The 19192-nt window shown below is 59.2% G+C and carries 16 protein-coding genes and 1 pseudogene; 8 read left to right on the top strand and 9 right to left on the bottom strand.

The features are described 5' to 3' along the window. Nucleotides 1-34: 34 nt before the first annotated feature. Genes RAE04_RS02775 through RAE04_RS02765 form a run of 3 tightly spaced genes read right to left on the bottom strand, consistent with a single transcriptional unit; the run spans nucleotide 35 to nucleotide 2548 of the window. Entirely contained in the window at nucleotides 35-1273 is a 1239-nt protein-coding gene (locus RAE04_RS02775; RefSeq protein WP_317026357.1) for a hypothetical protein, read from the bottom strand. Nucleotides 1274-1324: 51 nt separating this feature from the next. Further along, nucleotides 1325-2269: a C40 family peptidase gene (locus RAE04_RS02770; protein WP_317026356.1), complete on the bottom strand. Its 945-nt coding sequence runs from the start codon at nucleotides 2267-2269 to the stop codon at nucleotides 1325-1327. Then, complete coding sequence (locus RAE04_RS02765; protein WP_317026355.1) at nucleotides 2270-2548, bottom strand: chemotaxis protein; 279 nt, start codon at nucleotides 2546-2548, stop codon at nucleotides 2270-2272. A 56-nt stretch (nucleotides 2549-2604) separates the two neighbouring features. Here RAE04_RS02765 and upp point away from each other — a divergent pair, with 56 nt between their 5' ends. From upp to RAE04_RS02745, 4 genes are all read left to right on the top strand, one after another. After that, on the top strand, nucleotides 2605-3240 hold the full coding sequence (gene upp, locus RAE04_RS02760; RefSeq protein ID WP_239274395.1) for a uracil phosphoribosyltransferase: 636 nt from the start codon (nucleotides 2605-2607) through the stop codon (nucleotides 3238-3240). A gap of 47 nt (nucleotides 3241-3287) precedes the next feature. Further along, entirely contained in the window at nucleotides 3288-3662 is a 375-nt protein-coding gene (locus RAE04_RS02755) for a helix-turn-helix transcriptional regulator (RefSeq protein WP_317026354.1), read from the top strand. 93 nt (nucleotides 3663-3755) lie between these two features. After that, complete coding sequence (locus RAE04_RS02750; RefSeq protein WP_049378010.1) at nucleotides 3756-4946, top strand: M20 family metallopeptidase; 1191 nt, start codon at nucleotides 3756-3758, stop codon at nucleotides 4944-4946. A gap of 70 nt (nucleotides 4947-5016) precedes the next feature. Next, a complete protein-coding gene (locus RAE04_RS02745; protein WP_317026353.1) occupies nucleotides 5017-6444 on the top strand; it encodes an NAD(P)H-quinone dehydrogenase in 1428 nt (475 codons plus the stop codon). Nucleotides 6445-6513: 69 nt separating this feature from the next. Here the strand turns inward: RAE04_RS02745 and RAE04_RS02740 are convergent, their stop codons facing one another. After that, nucleotides 6514-7827, bottom strand: coding sequence for a short-chain fatty acyl-CoA regulator family protein (locus tag RAE04_RS02740; RefSeq protein WP_317026352.1), 1314 nt, complete (start codon nucleotides 7825-7827; stop codon nucleotides 6514-6516). Nucleotides 7828-7993: 166 nt separating this feature from the next. Here RAE04_RS02740 and prpD point away from each other — a divergent pair, with 166 nt between their 5' ends. From prpD to RAE04_RS02725, 3 genes are read left to right on the top strand one after another with little or no spacing between them, the layout of a single operon-like run. Continuing rightward, a complete protein-coding gene (prpD, locus tag RAE04_RS02735; protein ID WP_317026351.1) occupies nucleotides 7994-9505 on the top strand; it encodes a 2-methylcitrate dehydratase PrpD in 1512 nt (503 codons plus the stop codon). After that, complete coding sequence (prpB, locus tag RAE04_RS02730) at nucleotides 9505-10437, top strand: methylisocitrate lyase (RefSeq protein WP_317026350.1); 933 nt, start codon at nucleotides 9505-9507, stop codon at nucleotides 10435-10437. The genes prpD and prpB overlap by 1 nt, the downstream gene beginning before the upstream one ends. Before the next feature lie 14 nt (nucleotides 10438-10451). Continuing rightward, nucleotides 10452-11609 (top strand): bifunctional 2-methylcitrate synthase/citrate synthase, encoded by a 1158-nt coding sequence (locus RAE04_RS02725; RefSeq protein WP_284836570.1) that lies wholly within the window; start codon nucleotides 10452-10454, stop codon nucleotides 11607-11609. Between the two features lie 88 nt (nucleotides 11610-11697). On the opposite strand, the gene RAE04_RS02720 is transcribed toward RAE04_RS02725, so the two are convergent. The 3 genes from RAE04_RS02720 to RAE04_RS02710 are packed head-to-tail and all read right to left on the bottom strand — an operon-like array spanning nucleotide 11698 to nucleotide 13590. Further along, nucleotides 11698-12378, bottom strand: a complete 681-nt coding sequence (locus tag RAE04_RS02720; protein WP_284836569.1) for a transglycosylase — start codon at nucleotides 12376-12378, stop codon at nucleotides 11698-11700. Between the two features lie 2 nt (nucleotides 12379-12380). Beyond that, nucleotides 12381-13235: an ATP-binding cassette domain-containing protein gene (locus tag RAE04_RS02715; RefSeq protein WP_284836568.1), complete on the bottom strand. Its 855-nt coding sequence runs from the start codon at nucleotides 13233-13235 to the stop codon at nucleotides 12381-12383. Beyond that, nucleotides 13222-13590, bottom strand: coding sequence for a GntR family transcriptional regulator (locus RAE04_RS02710; RefSeq protein ID WP_049359605.1), 369 nt, complete (start codon nucleotides 13588-13590; stop codon nucleotides 13222-13224). Before RAE04_RS02710 ends, RAE04_RS02715 begins: the two co-directional genes overlap by 14 nt. 377 nt (nucleotides 13591-13967) lie before the next feature. Between RAE04_RS02710 and RAE04_RS02705 the strand changes: the two genes are divergently transcribed. Beyond that, the gene (locus tag RAE04_RS02705) at nucleotides 13968-17399 is read left to right on the top strand and encodes a pyruvate carboxylase (protein WP_317026349.1); all 3432 of its coding nucleotides are present in this window, start codon (nucleotides 13968-13970) and stop codon (nucleotides 17397-17399) included. 254 nt (nucleotides 17400-17653) lie between these two features. Here RAE04_RS02705 and RAE04_RS11715 read toward each other — a convergent pair. Together RAE04_RS11715 and RAE04_RS02695 are read right to left on the bottom strand one after the other, a co-directional pair. Beyond that, nucleotides 17654-18274, bottom strand: a pseudogene (locus RAE04_RS11715) (DUF1648 domain-containing protein); the annotation flags it as partial. 422 nt (nucleotides 18275-18696) lie between these two features. Then, on the bottom strand, nucleotides 18697-19074 hold the full coding sequence (locus RAE04_RS02695) for a GntR family transcriptional regulator (protein ID WP_179387448.1): 378 nt from the start codon (nucleotides 19072-19074) through the stop codon (nucleotides 18697-18699). Nucleotides 19075-19192 lie beyond the last annotated feature (118 nt).

The following is a 19192-nucleotide window of genomic DNA, read 5'->3' as shown; positions in this document are numbered from 1 at the left end:
TACGCGCAGCCGAGGCCGTGCGAATCGTGCGGGTTTAGAACTTGGAGAAGCGCTTGATGAGCATGTCTTCCAAGCCCTTCCAGGACTCGGCGTGCTCGTTGTACGGCTTGGAAGGCACATAGCCGGCGTGTTCGGTGGAGCCGAGCATGTAGCCCAAGTAGTCCTGCAGGCGAGGGTGAGCCAGCATATAGGAGTTAATGGAATCGTCTCCGGCCCAGTCGGCGGCATCGGCGCATACCTCGTAGCAGCGCGCCATCTGATCGGAATCGACGGCCTCTGGGCCCTTTTCGATATCGCGCACAATGCCATTGAAGGAGTACTGGTTATCCGGGTGGACCTGAATTTCTAGCTCGCCGGCATTAGCGGCGGCAACAACCTCTTCCCAGGTGGATACGCGGGCTAGGTCGTGGTCATCGTTGTCTATAATCCAGCGCACGAGGGTCTTCGGAGAATCGAAGGTGAAGATTTCGCCCCACTTGCCCAAGAAGATGGGCTTGCCGTCCAAGTAGGTGCGCAGGGTGTAGACGGACTTGGACTGCGCGGTGATCTTGATGGGATCGATGCCAGCGGCAGCCCACGGGGAGTTATCGTACGGGTCAGCGGCCTCGGCGGCAGCCTTGCGCTTTTCCTCGGCTTCCTTGGCTGCTGCAGCGGAGGCGGCGGCAGCAGAAGAGATGCGCTCCTTGGCATCGGAAACCTTGGCCGCATCAAAGTCATCGCTGGAGACCACGCGGACGTGCTCATCCAGGTCCTCGATGACCTTCTTCCAGTTGCCAGCGATGACGTGGCCCACGCCGGACCACTCGCTCATGCCCTGCTCGCCGGAGTAGTGGTCGGCGCCGCGGGAGACATTGCGCAGGATGGAGTGGGAAGCGAAGAAGATGGTGGTGTGCTCTGCACCGGCGACGTCGGCAAGTGCGGAGGCCATCTCCAGGTTGCGGGCCACCGTGGATACGTTCTGGTGGCTCGGGCGACCAGCCAGTGCCTCCGGCATGCCGATGAGGTCATACTCATCGCGCTTCGCCGGGGTAACGCGGTCCGCATCGCGGCCGGCAAACTGGTCCCACTGCGGGTGGTCCAGCAAATCGTGCTTGGTGCCAGACTCCACGAAGCACAGCAGCTCGGCGGGCGAGTTAAAGGCTAGGATGGCCTCGTCGTCGCCCAAAAAGGCCTGCCACTCGGAGCCATTTTGGCGCCACTTGGGTGCCCAGAGGGTATAAAAATCGCCCTCGGTCAGCGAGAGCTTTACAGGTACAATTGCGCGGGTGCTCATGACGTTTTAGTCTACCCAACGCCCTAAGCAGCGCGCGAGAGCGCACCGGCCTTAGGCCGTCGGGCGCCAAAAGCCTTTGAATTGCATGCCCATATTCGTGGTGCGCAGCGGGTTGGTTTGCACCGGATCACCGGCCTCCACGATTTCGCTATTGCCGGAATACATTGCCACGTGCCCGTCCCATACCACCAGGTCACCGGGCTGCAATTGATCCGCACTGACCTGCTGACCAACCGTCTGCTGGTCCGCCGTGCGCGGCAAGTCCACTCCGGCCTGTGAATATGCCCATTGGGTAAGGCCCGAGCAATCGAAGCCACCGTTTCCGGTGCCACCCCATACGTAGGGCTGGCCCACTTGGCTCTTCGCCGCGGCGACCGCAGCCTGCCCGGCGGCCGAACCACCCTCGGCAGAGGGCTCTGGTGCCAGCGGGGGAGAAAGCGCGTCCTGTGCGGCAGCATCGGCGCCGGCCCCCTCGCCCGCCGCAGATTGTGCAGGAAGAGCGGTGGCTTGCTGGGCGCCGGTGGGGCTTACGGGGGCGTCGGCAAGCGCGGAGTGTACCGGCCGCTGCGCTACCGGCTGCAAGGACTGAGCGGCCGCGCTGAGATCACCCATCAGGCGCTGCACGCGGGCAGAGGCCATTCCCAGGTGCTGGGAGATAAGCGCGCGCAGCTGAGCCAGAGCGGCGGCACGCGCCGACGGATCCAGCGACAGGATACCCAGCGCGGTGGGCAGGGCCTGGCGCACCAGCTGCGTGGCGATGCCCACCAGATCCCGGATGGTGCCTGCTATCAAGGTGCGGGCCTGGCCGAGCGCGGCAGAGATGGTCTCATTATCGAGATCGATATTTTTCGCCGACTCGAGTAGGGGAGCGGGATTGCCGTGGGCGATGGCGGCTAAAGGCTCGGCGGCGGAAAGATCCGGCACGCGAGGAAGCTCAACCTCCGGAAGCTGCGCCGGTTGCATGGTGGCAATCTGCTTAAGCGCGGTATCGAGCATCTACATCGCCGCCCCAAGGTGCTGGCCTAGCGAGGCATCGGTGTCTTCTGCCTCGCGCGACATCTGGAAACCGGACTGGGCAAGCTGCCCCATATCGTTGCGCAGCACGCTCATGCGCGCGCCTACATTATCGAGCGCGGCATGCACCGCCTCATTGAAAGCGGTGAATGCGGAATCTTCAGGCAAAACGGGGTGGGGAGGATTCTCCCCTTGGGACTGGGCGTGCAGGTCGCGGGCGAGGTGGCGGGCATAGTCAGTATCGATCGTGAAAGGTCTCATGCCCTATTGGACTGCCCGATGGCCCATTTGGTTCCCAAAAGTTTAAAGTGGTGGTCATGGACATCCACGTAGTAGACCACCCGCTTGCCGCCTCCCGTCTTACCCTCATGCGCGATGCGCGCAGCGATAACTCCGCTTTCCGCGCCGCCCTGAAAGACTTGGGCGCCATGCTTGTATACGAAGCATCCCGCGGTCTTGCCGTGGAGAACTTCGACTGCGCCACCCCGGTTTCTACCGCACAGGGCACCCGCCTACAGGACCCGCCTATCATCGTGCCGATCATCCGCGCCGGGCTCGGCATGGTGGACCCGGCCCTGTCCATGATTCCGGATGCACAGGTCGGCTTCATAGGCATGGCGCGCAACGAAGAGACGCACGAGCCAGTGCCGTACCTGGAGGCATTGCCGGAGGACCTGACCGGCCGCACGGTGTTTGTGGTGGATCCGATGCTGGCCACCGGTGGTTCCCTGCTGCACGCTTTGCGCCTGCTCGCCGGCCGCGGCGCCACCGATATCACCGCCATTTGCATGGTCTCGGCGCAGCCGGGTGTGGATGCGCTGGCAGAATCCGATCTGTCGGTGCGCCTAGTCACCGCCGCTATCGATCCTTCGCTCAACGAGGATGCTTATATCGTGCCGGGCTTGGGCGATGCCGGCGACCGCCTTTACGGTCCGCGCAATATCGACCTTTAAGGTAATCTTCTCCCTGGAAAGGCGACCGCGCTTTCCAGGGGGAGAATATGAGTTTCATTCATCTAATCTGGTCGAGCTACGGCCACGGATTTTCGCAACAATTGCGGCGGGTGCGAAAGCGTCGGGGGATTTCGCAGCAGGCGCTGGCGGAGATTTCTGGGGTTTCCCGCAGCCAAATTTCCAATCTGGAGCGCAACGAGAATGGCGTGCACGCCATGGCCGATCCGCAGCTGTCTACGGTATATAAGCTGGCCTTGGCCCTAGAAATCCCGCCGGCGGTGCTACTGCCGGCCGGCGGGGACGTGGTGGAGGGGCATTTGACCGATTCCGCGGTGGCCGCCGCCGAGGACGTCGCGCCCTTCCCACAAGGCTATGTGGACCGGCGTCGGTTTGCCGCCACGTGGAATGGCGCCTTGAGCTAGAGCACCCCGCATCACCACCTGAGTTACTGAACCGCATGGTCTAGTTGTAGACTTTGCACCCAGACGTATTTCAACGATAGGGAAGGCACGCGGATGATCTCGGAATTCATCAACGAGTGGTTCAATGCCCACCGTGCGGAGGTCATCGCGTGGCGGCGCCATATCCACCGCCACCCGGAAACCGCGAACCAAGAGGTAGAAACCACCAACTTTCTCGCCTCTATCCTGCAGGACTATGGTCTGGAGCCACAGCGCTTTCCACAGACTGGGCTCATGGTCGACATCGGCCCCGATACGGAGCTAGGCCGGCTGGCCTTCCGCGCGGATATTGATGCCCTGCCAGTCACCGAGGTCACTGGCCTGGAATATACCTCTGAGGTGCCCGGCAAGATGCATGCTTGCGGCCACGATGTGCATACGACCGTGGCGCTCGGCCTGGCCTGCGCATTGGCGGATTTTCAGCGTGTCCACGCCCTGCCATTAGGTATTCGAGTCATCTTCCAACCGGCCGAGGAAGTATGGGTCGGCGGTGCGACCGACGTTATTGAATGGGGTGCGCTGGAAGGTGTGCATTCTATTTTTGCCATCCACGCCGAGCCCAAGCTGCGCGTGGGGCGAATTGGTATTCGCGCTGGGGCGATTACCTCCGCCACTGACGTCGTGGAGCTCAATATCAAGGGCCCGGGTGGGCATACCTCCCGGCCACATCTTTCCGCCGATGTCGTCTATGCCCTAGGCAAGGTCATCACTGAACTGCCCGCGCTGCTCTCACGCCGCGTTGACCCACGCACCGGCACCGTTTTGGTCTTTGGCCAGGTCAACTCCGGCTATGCGCCCAATGCCATTCCGGAGACCGGCAGCTTGACCGGCACCATGCGCACGGCGGATATTGGCATCTGGCGCGATATGCAAAGCCTCTTTACCGAGCTAGTGGATCAAATCCTTGCGCCGGTAGGCGTAGAACATGAGCTGACCTATAACCGCGGCGTTCCGCCGGTGCTTAACGATGACGTCGCAACCGCCCTGCTTGCCTCCGCAGCCCAATCCATCGATCCGCAGGCCGTGGTTCAAGCCCCGCAGTCCTCCGGCGGCGAAGACTTTTCTTGGTACCTGGAAAAGGTCCCTGGTTCCATGGCGCGGCTGGGCTGCTGGTCCGGCGAAGGCGAGCAGCATGACTTGCACATGGGCGATCTTATCGTCGACGAGAGGGCCATCGGCGTGGGCATCAAACTCTTTGGCGCCGTGGTTGAGCAGTTCATAGGGGAGAATGCGGAGACAGACTAACGCGCTTTAAGGTCCTACACGTTAGACTCGTAAGCGACTTTTAAAGTGGAGCCGATAAAGGAGCATGTGCGTGTTGAACCAGACCAAGCGAATCGTCATCATCGGCGGCGGCCCAGCCGGCTATGAGGCAGCGTTGGCAGGTGCTAAATATGGTGCAGAAATCACCATTATTGAAGACCAAGGCATGGGCGGCAACAGCGTTATCTTGGACTGTGTTCCTTCTAAGTCCTTCATCGCTGGTGCCAATATTAAAACCGACCTGCGCCGTGCCGAGGATATGAAGCTCAACGAAGGCATTGGCCAAGCCGACCTATCCCTAACCGCGCTGAATAAGCGTGTGCAGGACCTAGCAAGCAAGCAGTCCTCCGATATCCGTGCCACCGTGGAATCCCTAGGAGCCCGCGTTATCGATGGCCGCGGTTACTTCCCAGAGGATCAGGAAGCCGATGCCTTCGGCGGCCACAAGGTCACTGCCGTATTCAACGAGGACGGCCACGAGGAAACCATTAACGCAGATCTCGTCTTGGTAGCCACCGGCGCCACCCCTCGCATTCTCCCCGGCGCTCAGCCGGATGGCGAGCACATCCTTACCTGGCAGCAGGTCTACAACCTCACCGAGCTGCCGGAGCACCTCATCGTCGTCGGTTCGGGCGTCACCGGTGCCGAATTCGTCTCCGCCTTTGCAGAGCTGGGCGTGAAGGTCACCATGGTTGCCTCCCGTGACCGAATCTTGCCGCATGACGACGCCGACGCAGCCGACGTCCTCGAGACCGTGCTGAGCGAGCGCGGCGTGGAACTGGAAAAGAACTGCCGCGTGGAAACCGTCAACCGCACCGAGGACGGCAACGTCCTGGTCACCACGCAGGACGGCCGCGAAATCACCGGCTCCCACGTCATCATGTCCATCGGCTCCATCCCGAATACCCAGGACCTCAAGCTGGAGAACGTTGGCGTGGAAACCGCAAAGTCCGGCCACATTCAAGTCGACCGTGTCTCCCGCACCAATATCGCCGGCATCTATGCCGCTGGTGACTGCTCTGACCTCTTCCCGCTGGCTTCCGTCGCCGCAATGCAGGGCCGCGTGGCTATGTACCACGCCTTGGGAGAGGGCGTTTCCCCGCTGCGCCTGAAGACCGTGGCCAATGCCGTCTTCACCCGCCCAGAGATCGCAGCCGTAGGCTTTACCCAGGCCGAAATCGAGGCCGGTGAGGTCGCCGCGCGCACCATTACCATGCCGCTCAATACCAACCCACGCGCCAAGATGCGCTCGCTACAGCACGGCTTTGTCAAGCTCTTCTGCCGCGCGACCTCCGGCCGCGTTATCGGCGGCGTCATCGTCGCGCCGACCGCCTCCGAGCTCATCCTGCCCATCGCTATGGCCGTGACCAACCAGCTCACCGTAAACCAGCTAGCTGATTCCTTCGCCGTGTACCCGTCTCTGTCTGGCACCATCACCGAGGCTGCGCGACGCCTCGTGGCTCACGACGACCTGGAGTAAGCGACCTTTTTCTTTCTTTTGCGCCCGCCTTTGGTAACCAGCTTAGGATGGGCGCTTTTGCATGCGTTGCTAAAAGGTGGAGTAGGAATGCTCGGCGGTGCGATTGAGCGAAACCTGGATGGGGCGATCTGCTTGAGGAAGAGCACGCTGGGGACAATGCTCGCGCGGGCAAGCGGTACAACCAGGGCCGATAGGAGTCGCGGCGGATATGTCTAGATTAAGAGCATCGGCGTAGACAATGCGGTCGGCCTCAGAGATATCGCAGCCTAAGCCCACGGCGAATTCCTTGCGAGGGGTTCCCCAAGATTTTGCGCTCCCTTGCACAAAGCGACCTATCCACAGGTAGGCGTGACCGTCTGGCATGGCGGCTACCTGGCGGGTGATGCGGTTGGGCGTTTCAAAGGCGCGGTGAACTACCCACAGCGGGCAAGAACCACCCGAGCGGGCGAAGTGGAAGGCGGTGGAGGATTGGCGCTTGGAGATATTTCCGGCGCGGTCGGTGCGGATGAAGGAAAAGGGCACGCCGTTAAGGCCCGGGCGCTGGAGGGTAGCCAAGCGTTGCGCGGTGGTTTCGAAACCGGTTCCAAAGTAGTTGCACAAAAGGTCGATATCGTAGCGGGTTTCCTCAGCCATCGATAGGAACGGTTGGTAGGGCATGGTGACCGCGGCGGCGAAGTATTGCGCGAGCCCTAAAGTAGCTAATTCTTGGGCCTCGCCCGCCGGAAGTTCAGATACGAGGTTATCGCAGACATCGCGGTAGGCAAGCAGGCAATATTGGAGCGCCATTTCAAAGACTAGCTGGGCTTCGGAGAGGCCGTCGCGAAGCGCAAGCTCACGGGTATCAGGGTTGAAACTGCGGCGTGGGCCCGGCCGGGAAAAGCGGACACTAACGCCGAGATCCTCGTGCATGCGGGAAGCTAAGCGGCCGCGGCGTAATACCCGGTCACCGAGCTGGCCGGCGAGCTCTTCTGCCAGCACATCGAGCTCGTGAATGTAGTTATGGGCGTCGTAGAAAAAATCTCGCACGAGCTCAAAGGGGGAGCGCTCGCGCGCCGGAGCGCGGGTGGCGACATCGACGAAGCGGGGCATGAGCTCCGGAAAGCGCGAGGCGAGGTCGATCAAGGAGTCTTCGGTGGCCTCGGGAAAGATCCGGCGCAGGTCGGTAATGGTGTGCGCATCGCGGTCGTCCGCAAAATAGCCGGGGTCCAGGTTAAAGCGCTGGGCTAGTTGCATAAGCACGGTGACGGTAAGCGGGCGCTGATCGTTTTCGAGCTGGTTGAGGTAGCTGGTGGAAAGCCCCAATTGCTTGGCCATCGCTACCTGTGTGAGTCCCCGTTGCTTACGCAGTGCATGGATTCGTGCCCCCGCATAATGCTTGGTCATTGCTAGTTCGGTCACCTTTCACCGCCGTGAACAGTAGAAACCACAAACTTTGCAGATTTCACTGACTCATTCCGCTAGATTACACACACCCTACTTATAGCGCAGGGCACATTCAAGCATTTAGTGTGATTTAAAACGCACCTCAGAGTGAAGGAGGATCCATCTAGTGAAGAAGCACGAGGTACGCACCCATAAATCCGCCGAGGAATTTCCCTATGAGGAACACTTGGCATACAAGGTGGCAGAAGTAGCCGCGGATCCCGTAGAGGTTCCCGCCGAGACCACCGACATGATCATCAACCGCATCATTGATAATGCGGCCGTGGCCATGGCTTCCGTGGCACGCGGTCCCGTAACCTCCGCCCGCGTCATGGCCCAGGCGCACCCAGTAAGTAAGGGAGGCTCCACGGTATTTGGCGTGGATGGTACCTACTCGGCCGAATGGGCCGCGCTTGCCAATGGCACCGCAGTCCGCGAGCTGGATTATCACGATACTTTCCTGGCTGCCGAATACTCGCACCCCGGGGATAATATCCCACCGCTGCTTGCTACCGCCCAGCACAAGGGCCTTAGCGGCCGTGATCTTATCCGGGGCATCGCTACCGGCTATGAAATCCAGGTCAACCTGGTGAAAGGCATGTGCCTGCACGAGCACAAGATTGACCACGTGGCACACCTCGGTCCCTCCGTGGCCGCCGGTATCGGCACCATGCTCGGACTAGATAAGGACACCATCTACCAGGCGGTGGGTCAGGCGCTGCACACCACTACCGCCACACGGCAATCCCGTAAGGGGCTGATTTCTTCTTGGAAGGCCTATGCCCCAGCCTTCGCGGGAAAGATGGCCATTGAAGCCGTTGACAGGACGATGCGCGGCGAAGGTGCACCGGCGCCCATTTGGGAAGGCGAGGATGGATTCATCGCGTGGATGCTGCATTCACCGGAGCGCACCTACTCCGTCCCGCTGCCCGGGCACGGAGAGCCCAAACGAGCCATCTTGGATACCTATACCAAGGAACACTCGGCCGAATACCAGGCCCAAGCGCCCATCGATATGGCATTTGCGCTAAAGAAAACCTTGGCAGAAAAGGGCCTGCAGACTGCGGACATCGAGTCCATTGTTCTGCACACCTCGCACCACACGCACTATGTCATCGGTACCGGTGCCAATGATCCGCAAAAGATGGATCCCTCCGCGTCCCGCGAGACGCTGGATCACTCCATCATGTACATCTTTGCCGTAGCCCTCGAAGATGGCGAATGGGACCACGAGGCTTCCTACGCGCCCGAGCGAGCCAACCGCCCAGAAACCATCGAACTATGGCACAAGATTTCCACTGTCGAAGACCCCGAGTGGACCCGCCGCTATCACTCTAATGACCTGTCTGAAAAGGCCTTCGGCGGCAAGGCGGTTATCACCTTCAAAGACGGCACCGTGGTAGAAGATGAACGCGCAGTTGCTGATGCCCACCCGCTTGGTGCCCGCCCCTTTGCGCGCGAGCAATACATAGAGAAGTTCAGAAAACTCGCAAACGGCATCGTGGACGAAGCCGAACAAGAGCGTTTCCTCAACGCCGTCCAAAACTTGGAAAATCTCACTGACCTTACCGAGCTAAACGTGCGGGTGACCGATGCTCACCTCGCCGCCGCACCCCAGAAACCGGAAGGAATCTTCTAATGGCTGGACTATTTGGCTCTTTGAAAACTCCCGCGGAAAAGCGCCAGCAATTCCGCGCCGACCTTGAATCCGGCACCATTACCCGATTGCCGGGCGCGTTCAATCCCCTGACCGCGCGCCTAATCCAGGATATCGGCGGTTTCGGCGGTGTTTATGTCTCCGGCGCGGTGCTGGCTAATGATCTGGGCCTTCCCGATATTGGCCTGACCACTTTGACTGAGGTGGCACAGCGCTCTGGCCAGATTGCTCGTGCGACAGATTTGCCCGTGCTTGTCGACGCCGACACTGGCTTCGGCGAACCCATGTCCGCCGCCCGCACCATCGCCGCACTCGAGGACGCTGGACTTGCCGGCTGCCACCTAGAGGATCAGGTCAACCCGAAGCGCTGTGGGCACCTCGATGGCAAAGAAGTAGTGGACAAGGACATCATGGTCCGCCGCATTAGCGCCGCGGTTAACGAGCGGCGCGACCCGAACTTCATTATCTGTGCCCGTACTGATGCCGCAGGAGTAAACGGCATCGACGATGCTATCGACCGTGCAAAGGCTTACGCCGATGCTGGTGCGGACCTTATTTTCACTGAGGCGTTGTACCAGCCGGCAGACTTTGAAAAATTCCGCGCCGCTGTCGACACACCGTTGCTGGCAAATATGACCGAATTCGGCAAAACCGAGCTGCTCTCGGCGCAACAGCTAGAAGACCTTGGCTATAACGCAGTCATCTGGCCTGTCTCCACCTTCCGCGTGGCTATGGGCGCCACCGAGGATTTCCTGCGGGATATGCATGAAACCGGCTTACAAACTGACTGGCTCGAGCGCATGCAACACCGTTCCCGCCTTTATGAACTGGTGCGCTACGAGGAATACAACGACTTCGATAAATCCGTATTCACCTACTCCAAAGACACCTACCAGCCCACATTCGAAAGCTAAGGAGACTTCCCACCATGTCTGATAAGAACCACACCCCCGAAATCCGCAAGGGCCTATACGGCGTCGTCGTCGATGAGACTGCCGTGTCCAAGGTCGTTCCTGAGACCAACTCGCTGACCTACCGCGGCTATCCCGTCCAAGAGCTTGCCCGGTACTGCTCCTTTGAGGAAGTGGCCTATCTGCTGTGGAACGGCAAACTGCCAGGCCAAGAATCGCTTATCCGATTCTCCGCTCGCGAGAAGGCCCTGCGCCACCTAGAGCGCCACGTCATCGACCTCATCATGTCCATGCCGCTATCGTGCCACCCAATGGATGTACTGCGTACCGCTATTTCCTATATCGGTTCCCAAGACCCAGAGGAATACACCAAGGATTCCGAGCACATCCGTCGCACCGCGCTAGAGCTAATGGCCAAGATTCCGACGATCATTGCTCTCGATATTCGACGCCGCCGCGGTGAAGGCTACATCCAGCCTTCTCGCAAGAAGGGCTTTGCGGAGAACTTCCTCTGGATGGTCTTCGGTGATGAGGAAGGCTCCCCAGCTACCAACCGCGCTGATATCGAGGCCTTTGATAAGTCCCTCATCCTCTATGCCGAGCATTCCTTTAACGCCTCCACCTTCGCTGCCCGCGTCGTGACCTCGACCATGTCCGATACTTATTCCGCCATCGTCGCGGCCATCGGCGCGCTCAAAGGGCCTCTGCATGGTGGTGCCAACGAGGCTGTGATGAAAAACTTCCTGGAGGTTGCCGATCCTGCCAAGGCAGAAGAGTGGACCAAGAAGAAGCTGGCTAACAAGGAATTGGTCATGGGATTCGGTCACCGCGTCTACAAAAACGGTGACTCCCGCGTGCCAACAATGGAGGCAGCGTTTAAGGAGCTGGCCGAACAGCACGACCAGACCCAGTGGGTTGACATGTATGACATCATGGCCAGGACGATGGAGGAAAACACCTCCATCAAGATCAAGCCCAACCTCGACTTCCCGGCCGGCCCTGCCTATCACATTCTGGGCTTTGACATTGAATTTTTCACGCCAATCTTTGTCATGGCCCGCATTACCGGTTGGACTGCGCACATCGTAGAGCAGAACGAGAATAACTCGCTTATCCGCCCGCTTTCCGCCTATAACGGCGAGGAGCAGCGTCCGGTTCCACCGAAGTCCTTCTAAAATGTGTCAGCTCCCCCAAATTCCAGCACCGTCAAGTTGGCCGGAGCGGGGGAGCCGACATTTCTGTCGTGGCTTTTCTGCGGGCGGGTTATGGCTGGATACGTCGCGCCAGTAGGTAAGCGACTATGGAGCAGACAATAATGCTGAGTCCTGTAAAAAAGAACAATCCCGGCCACGGGGCATCAATTTCTGGGGCGCCGACGTACTGGAAAATTAGAGTGAGTGCGAAGTCTACTAGAACAATGCCCGCGATGATTCCAGCAATTATGAGCAGGCGTGAAGCCCAGGAATGAGAAGAAGCAGAGCCGAATATGAGGCCTATGAGCGTACCGATATAACCGGTCATGAGGTGACCACAAGTGAAGCTGCCGAAGGTCGCGATGCGGGCGAAAATGGGAGCGGCATCAATATTTCCAGGGGCAATGACCCACGAAGAGTACATGTCCACGCCGGCGCGTAGGGCAGCATAGTAAGTCAGCCAAGCAATAGCTCCGAAAACCAGTGCAGCTACCCAAAGCGTTGCGTGCATACTGGTTAGCCACTTTGCTGAGGGAAGCCCTAAGCCACGAAGCGGGCGGTACTCAGTAGCTGCAAAGGCGCAATAAATTCCCCAAATGAATACGGCGAAGAAACCCCAACCCGCAGGGTTGATGATTGTCTCGGGATCAGCCGGTAGAAAATACGGAACAGTCCAGAGCAATACAATGATAATGCTCACGGAGATTAGCGATTTTTTAGCATTGAGGTTGAAGGTCTTAAGTAGCTTCATGACTAGGACTCCTCATGTGGGGTGCGGGTGGATTCATGGGCGCGGGAGACAAGGGAATCGATGAGCTGGCCGTCGTCAAGGTAGGAGACGGTGATTTGAGCGGCGTTCACGGTATCGTCCGGAAACGGTACCGGCGACCAAGCATTAACTTTGGTGGTCGAGCCAAGCGAGGATTGGTGGAGTGGGAGGGCGTCGGCAAGCGCGAGTGCTTGCTCGACGTCTTTGGTGCTGCCCGTGAGCACGGGGTAGTGCGGCCGTTGGGATTCAAGATCGGTGGGCTTATTGACTGTGCCGTCGTGCACGGTAATGACCTGGTCAATTAAACCCACGAGATCTTCCGCCCGGTGCGAAGAGAGCACGAGTAGCCAATCCGGGGTGGCCGCGGCATGGGCGATGATGAGCTCACGCAGGCGCGTGCGCGTCGGCGCATCCAAGCCATTGAAGGGCTCATCGAGGAGGGTGACCGGTGTGCGCGCCGCCAGGGCAGTGGCACAGGCAACCAATTGGCGCTGGCCGGTGCTTAAAGAGCGGTTCTTGCTGCGCTTATCGACGCCCATCTTATCCAACAGTTCCTCCGCATACCGAATGTCGAATCCCTCACGTACGTGCTCTGCGGCGCGCAGGTGCTGGCGCACGGTGGAACCGGAAAGCAAGATATCGGCTCCGGTGCGCGCGATCGCCACCTGTGGGGTATCGATGCTGCCTTTGATGGGCAGGAACCCCGCTACCGCGCGCAAGAGTGTGGTCTTGCCAGCACCATTGGGGCCGATCAGCCCGTACATGCCGGCGTTGAGATCGAGATGCGGCACATGCAGGCGGTGCTTGCAGGTAACGTTCTGCAACTTAAGGTGCGTCATGATGGTCTCCTTCGGCTTCGATGAGGTCGGCGATGTCGCTGGCGCTTAAGCCCAGCGCGGCTCCTTCTTTTAGGAGGGGAACGATAAAATCTTCCCGGAGTGATTCTTGGCGTTGATGGCGAACCTTCTCGCGCGCGCCTTCGCGCACAAACATGCCCAAGCCGCGACGTTTTTCTAGCAGCCCTTCCTCGAAGAGAACGGTGAGCGCCTTGGCAGAAGTGGTCGGGTTGACGGAGTGGAAAGCCGAAAGCTCATTGGTGCTAGGGGCGCGTTCGCCCTCTGGGAGTTCGCCGGAAATAATCATGTCCCTGATTCCTCCTGCCAGTTGCTGGTAAATAGGCCGGGTGTCACTCATGCTGCGGCCTCTCTAATTCGTGGCATATGACTCCCTTTCTGGTGTATGGGTTAACCACCTATGTGGGTAACCATATAACGGAAGGTACCAGCGGTCAACGGTGAGGGTAATGCGGGATGGGGTTGCGGTGTAATAGCGGGTGTCCCCGTTGCGTAAGTTGTTGAATTAAAAGTTTGCAATATTTACAGAATCGCTAATCTCGTTATTACTGGTCGCCCTGCAGAAATCGCCACGCGGTGGCTCCGCTGCTGGTAAGTGTGGCGAATTCGGCGCAGAAAAGGGCAGACATTTGAGGGGTAGCCCTCTAAACTGAGATGCGGATCACCCAACAGGAGGCGTTGCACTGCGGCGTCTTCCGAGCTGAAAGGAACACAGAAGTGGCTAATCCCGCGCTTCCATCGTTCAAAAAGATTCTGGTAGCCAACCGTGGCGAAATCGCCGTGCGTGCATTCCGCGCTGCCTTTGAGACCGGGGCAAAGACCGTCGCGGTCTATCCTCGCGAAGACCGAAACTCCTTCCACCGCGCTTTTGCAGATGAAGCCGTGCGCATCGGCACTGAAGGTCAACCGGTTAAGGCTTACCTGAGCATCGATGAGGTCATTCGCGCAGCAAAGAAGTCCGGTGCAGATGCTATTTATCCTGGTTATGGCTTTTTGTCTGAGCGCGCGGATCTCGCTAGGGCTTGTGAAGACAATGGCATCAAGTTCATTGGCCCTACCCCTAGCACCCTTGACTTGACCGGCGATAAGGCTGCCGCGGTGAACGCCGCAAAGGAGGCCGGGCTGCCGACGCTGAAAGACTCGGAGCCATCGACGGACGTCGATAAGCTGGTGGAATACTCCAAGGATTTCAACTTCCCGGTATTCGTTAAGGCCGTTGCCGGTGGTGGCGGACGCGGCATGCGCTTCGTCGAATCCGAAGATCAATTGCGCGAGAAGGCTGCCGAGGCTTCCCGTGAGGCAGAGGCAGCCTTCGGTGATGGCAGTGTGTATCTCGAGACCGCGGTCATTAAGCCACAACACATTGAGGTCCAGATTCTGGGTGATAGCCAGGGCAACGTCATTCACCTCTTTGAGCGTGATTGCTCCGTTCAGCGCCGCCACCAGAAGGTAGTGGAGATAGCCCCAGCGCCGACGCTAGACCCAGAGCTGCGTGACCGCATCTGTGCTGACGCAGTGAAGTTCTGTGAGCACATCAACTACGAGGGCGCGGGTACCGTGGAATTCCTCGTCGATGAGCGCGGCAACCACGTCTTCATCGAGATGAACCCGCGTGTGCAGGTGGAGCACACCGTGACCGAGGAAATCACCGGCGTAGACATCGTCAAGGCCCAGATGAATATCGCGGCCGGCGCATCGCTGGAAGATATTCACCTCGCCCAAGGCAAGATTTCCATCACCGGTTCTGCTCTGCAGTGCCGCATCACCACCGAGGACCCGAATAACGGCTTCCGCCCGGATACCGGCACGCTGACCGCGTATCGTTCGCCGGGCGGCGCCGGCGTGCGCCTGGACGGTGCAACGTCTGTGGGCGCAGAGGTTTCGCCGAACTTCGACTCCCTGTTGGTGAAGATGACCTGCCGCGGCGTCAACTTTGAGCAGGCCGTGCAGCGCGCCCAGCGTGCGCTGAACGAGTTCCATGTCTCTGGCGTAGCCACCAATATTGGATTCCTGCGTGCCTTGCTGCGCGAGCCGGACTTCACCAAGACGCGCGTGAACACGGGCTTCATTAGTGATCATCCGGACCTGCTCAAGGCTCCACCGGCAGTCGACGAATCTGGTCGCATCCTCGAGTACATCGCGGAGACCACCGTCAATAAGCCCAACGGTACGCGCCCAACGGCGCTGCGCCCCTTTGATAAGCTCCCCGAGCTGGACCTTTCCGAGCCGCTACCACGCGGTTCGCGTGATGATCTGCTCGAGTTTGGACCACAGAAGTGGGCAGAAAAGATCCGCCAGCAGAATGCGCTGATGGTTACGGATACCACCTTCCGCGACGCCCACCAGTCCCTGCTGGCCACCCGCGTGCGTAGTACCGCCCTGGTTTCTGCGGCCGAGGCTGTTGCGCGCATGACCCCGAACCTGTTCTCGGTCGAGGCATGGGGTGGTGCGACTTATGACGTCGCCATGCGCTTCCTCCACGAGGACCCTTGGGTCCGCCTAGACATGCTGCGCGAGGCTATGCCAAACCAGAACATCCAGATGCTCCTGCGCGGACGCAATACTGTGGGTTATACCCCGTACCCGGATTCGGTCTGCCGCGGCTTTGTCCAGGAAGCAGCCAAGTCCGGCGTCGATGTCTTCCGTATCTTTGATGCTCTTAACGACGTCTCCCAGATGCGCCCCGCCATCGATGCCGTCCTCGAAACCAATACCACGGTCGCCGAGGTGGCCATGGCGTACTCCGGTGACCTTTCGTCGCCGAAGGAGAACCTGTACACGCTGGACTACTACCTCAAGCTGGCCGAGCAGATTGTAGAGTCGGGAGCCCATATCCTTGCCATCAAGGATATGGCCGGTCTGCTACGCCCTGAGGCCGCCTCCAAGCTGGTTATGGCGCTGCGCAAGGAATTCGACCTGCCGGTGCACGTGCACACGCACGATACCGCCGGTGGCCAGATGGCTACTTACTATGCGGCTGCGCTCTCCGGCGCCGATATTGTCGACGGCGCCTCCGCGCCGCTGGCCGGTACCACCTCGCAGCCGTCGCTGTCCGCCCTTATTGCAGCGTTCTCCCAGTCCAAGCGCGATACCGGTATCGACCTGCAGGCCGTATCGGATCTCGAGCCCTACTGGGAGGCCGTGCGCCAGCTCTACGCTCCGTTTGAGAACGGTATCCCTGGCCCGACCGGTCGCGTGTACAAGCACGAAATTCCGGGCGGTCAGCTGTCTAACCTGCGTGCCCAAGCCGCTGCCCTTGGCTTGGCGGACCGCTTCGAGGTCATCGAGGACACCTATGCTGCGGTCAACGAGATGCTGGGCCGTCCGACCAAGGTCACCCCGTCCTCCAAGGTTGTGGGCGATCTTGCCCTGCACCTTGTTGGCGCCGGCGTCGATCCTGCAGACTTCGCCGCTAATCCGACGAAGTTCGATATTCCGGACTCGGTCAACCAGTTCCTCCGCGGCCAGCTCGGTACTCCTCCGGGCGGTTGGCCGGAGCTGCGCGATAAGGTGCTCGATGGCCGCGAGGAAACCGGCGCCAAGGTGAGCGAGGTTCCTGCGGAAGAACAGTCGCATCTGGAATCCGATAACTCGGATGAGCGCCGCGCCAGCCTGAACCGTCTGCTATTCCCGAAGCAGTTCGAGGAGTTCAACGAGTTCCGTCGTAAGTACGGCAACACTGAGGCACTGACGGATACCACCTTCTTCTACGGTCTTACCGAAGGCGAAGAAAAGGTCGTCCACTACTTCCCAGAAGGCTCTACCGATCGCGCCGACCTCAAGCAGATCGTGGTGCGTCTCGACGCCGTGGGTGAGCCGGACGAAAAGGGTATGCGCAACGTGGTTCTTAACGTCAACGGCCAGATTCGCCCGATGAAGGTCCGCGATGAGAACGCCGAATCTACGGTCGCTACCGTAGAAAAGGCTGACCCCTCCAACGAGGGCCATGTCGCCGCACCATTCGCCGGCGTGGTTAACCCGACCGCCAAGCCCGGCGACGAGGTTAAGGCCGGCGACCAAATCGCCGTCATCGAGGCGATGAAGATGGAAGCATCCATCTCCGCCACCAAGGATGGCGTGGTCGAACGCGTGGCCATCGGCCAGGCCACCAAGGTCGAAGGCGGAGATCTCATCGCCGTGATCAACTAACTTCTGCACACCAGCGCCCCGTTTCCTTCGAGTAATCCTCTAGGAAGCGGGGCGCTGTGGTGTGTAGCTGTGGTAAAAATCAACTACTTCGCCCATCCAAATGACCAAAACCGTCGACGAAATCGTTGGTTTAGATGGACGAAATCGTTGATTGGCGATGATAGCGGAGGTTCGCCTTAACCAAGGATGACGGGTAATGCTAACGAGCCGACCAGGATGAGTATCACGAGGCCGAAAAAGACTTTGGCCTGCCACCGGGCATAATTAAACGACATTCCCGTACCGAAGCGCTTATCTACCAGTACCGCCGGATCATCCGGGTTGTAATACATTACGCCCCATTTATAGAGGTGGTCATTGTCCGGTGATTCTTTGTCTTCATCAGCGAAGTGAATACCGCGCAATTGCTCGGATAACCGGGATTGTTTGTAGAGAATAAATACAACTAGGCCGATGCTGCCACCGATGGCGAGAATCAGCATTGTGATGATCGCGGCGCTGTTAAAGCGTTGATAGTGCGGGATAGGGCCGGTTACCTGCAAGAAGGCCATCCCGGCGCTGATGAGCAGAGTGAGTACTCCCATTCCGGTGTTTGTTAGGGCGAGGTTTGCTTCGTTGCGCACACGAGCTTTAATGTTGCGCTCACAGCGTGGGGATACCTCACTATATGCGATAAAAGAGCAGATAACCGCAAATAGGCCCAGCAATGCTAAAGCGACGAATGAGGAGAAAAACACGCTCCCAATTGATTTGTCGCTCCAATTGTCCGCCTCCATGGAGCCATTCCAGTGCACGGGAACGGGGTCCGGAATGGCGGACCAGTGGGAAGCGACGATGATGGCACCGGCGGCGATGCACAACAGGGAGGCGAGCATTGTTACCCACGGAAAAGTCGGCGTTGGGATGCCTTCGAATTCGGGTGAATCACACGCGTTGGTGGAAACACGAGCAGCGATGGTGGTTTCCACGTCGTCGAACCAGCCGCCGGCGTTTTTCGCGGCGATGATGCGGCGACGTTGGGAGATATAGGCCCACATGCCACCGAGCGCTACCACGAGGGAAGGTACGGCGGCGAGGAGTGGTAATTTCCAGGCAAAGAGGGACAGAATTGTTGCCGCGATGCCGCAGCCCCAAGCACGGACCTTGTATCCAGCAAGGGCAGAGGTAACTGCACTATCGGAAAGGTAGGCCTTTGGCACGCGCACACCGAGCGGTGTGCCGGGCGAGGCAAGGGAGGGCGTTTGGGCCATAATCCAAGTAATTGCGAGAGTTGTGACGGCCATTAAGAGGGCGAAAATCATGACGATACTTCCAAGTGTTTAAGAGTGGAGCTGAGGTGGGTGTGGAGCTCATCTGGGCTAAAGCCTTGGGCACGAGCGAGCGCGACTACGCGGCCTAATTGCTCAGCTAGTTGTCTTTCTTGAGCCTCGGTGTGAGCGCCGGGTCTGACGATGGAGCCGGAGCGGCCGGCGGTTTCTACGAGGCCGTCAGAAACCAAGAGGTCGTACGCCTTCTTCACGGTGGCCGGGTTGATGCCTATGTCTTTGGCGACGCGGCGGACGGGGTCTAGCTTGTCACCATCAGAGAGCTGGCCGCGAGCTATGGCCAGTACTAATTCATCGTGGATTTGTTGGAAGACAGGGACATCCGAATCGGGGTTGAGGTTAATAAACATCTGTCACCTCCTATCTTTGTTCTGTATTACTTATAGTAACACAAACTGTGTTATGTGAAGTAATACAGAATAATGTCAAAAAGAAATCCCCAGGTATGTGCATGTAATGCAGTGACGT

Origin of the sequence: Corynebacterium sp. CTNIH16, assembly GCF_032821655.1 — a bacterium.
GTDB classification, from domain to species: Bacteria; Actinomycetota; Actinomycetes; order Mycobacteriales; family Mycobacteriaceae; genus Corynebacterium; species Corynebacterium marquesiae.
This window is presented reverse-complemented; position numbering and strand designations above follow the sequence as displayed.

Excerpts from the sequence above, each read along its gene's own strand:
- RAE04_RS02725 (WP_284836570.1), top strand. The coding sequence starts at position 10,452 with ATGTCTGATAAGAACCACACCCCCGAAATCCGCAAGGGCCTATACGGC.
- RAE04_RS02770 (WP_317026356.1), bottom strand. The coding sequence starts at position 2,269 with ATGCTCGATACCGCGCTTAAGCAGATTGCCACCATGCAACCGGCGCAG.
- RAE04_RS02695 (WP_179387448.1), bottom strand. The coding sequence starts at position 19,074 with ATGTTTATTAACCTCAACCCCGATTCGGATGTCCCTGTCTTCCAACAA.
- RAE04_RS02710 (WP_049359605.1), bottom strand. The coding sequence starts at position 13,590 with ATGAGTGACACCCGGCCTATTTACCAGCAACTGGCAGGAGGAATCAGG.
- RAE04_RS02715 (WP_284836568.1), bottom strand. The coding sequence starts at position 13,235 with ATGACGCACCTTAAGTTGCAGAACGTTACCTGCAAGCACCGCCTGCAT.
- prpB (WP_317026350.1), top strand. The coding sequence starts at position 9,505 with ATGGCTGGACTATTTGGCTCTTTGAAAACTCCCGCGGAAAAGCGCCAG.
- RAE04_RS02750 (WP_049378010.1), top strand. The coding sequence starts at position 3,756 with ATGATCTCGGAATTCATCAACGAGTGGTTCAATGCCCACCGTGCGGAG.
- upp (WP_239274395.1), top strand. The coding sequence starts at position 2,605 with ATGGACATCCACGTAGTAGACCACCCGCTTGCCGCCTCCCGTCTTACC.
- RAE04_RS02765 (WP_317026355.1), bottom strand. The coding sequence starts at position 2,548 with ATGAGACCTTTCACGATCGATACTGACTATGCCCGCCACCTCGCCCGC.
- RAE04_RS02775 (WP_317026357.1), bottom strand. The coding sequence starts at position 1,273 with ATGAGCACCCGCGCAATTGTACCTGTAAAGCTCTCGCTGACCGAGGGC.
- RAE04_RS02755 (WP_317026354.1), top strand. The coding sequence starts at position 3,288 with ATGAGTTTCATTCATCTAATCTGGTCGAGCTACGGCCACGGATTTTCG.
- RAE04_RS02740 (WP_317026352.1), bottom strand. The coding sequence starts at position 7,827 with ATGACCAAGCATTATGCGGGGGCACGAATCCATGCACTGCGTAAGCAA.
- RAE04_RS02720 (WP_284836569.1), bottom strand. The coding sequence starts at position 12,378 with ATGAAGCTACTTAAGACCTTCAACCTCAATGCTAAAAAATCGCTAATC.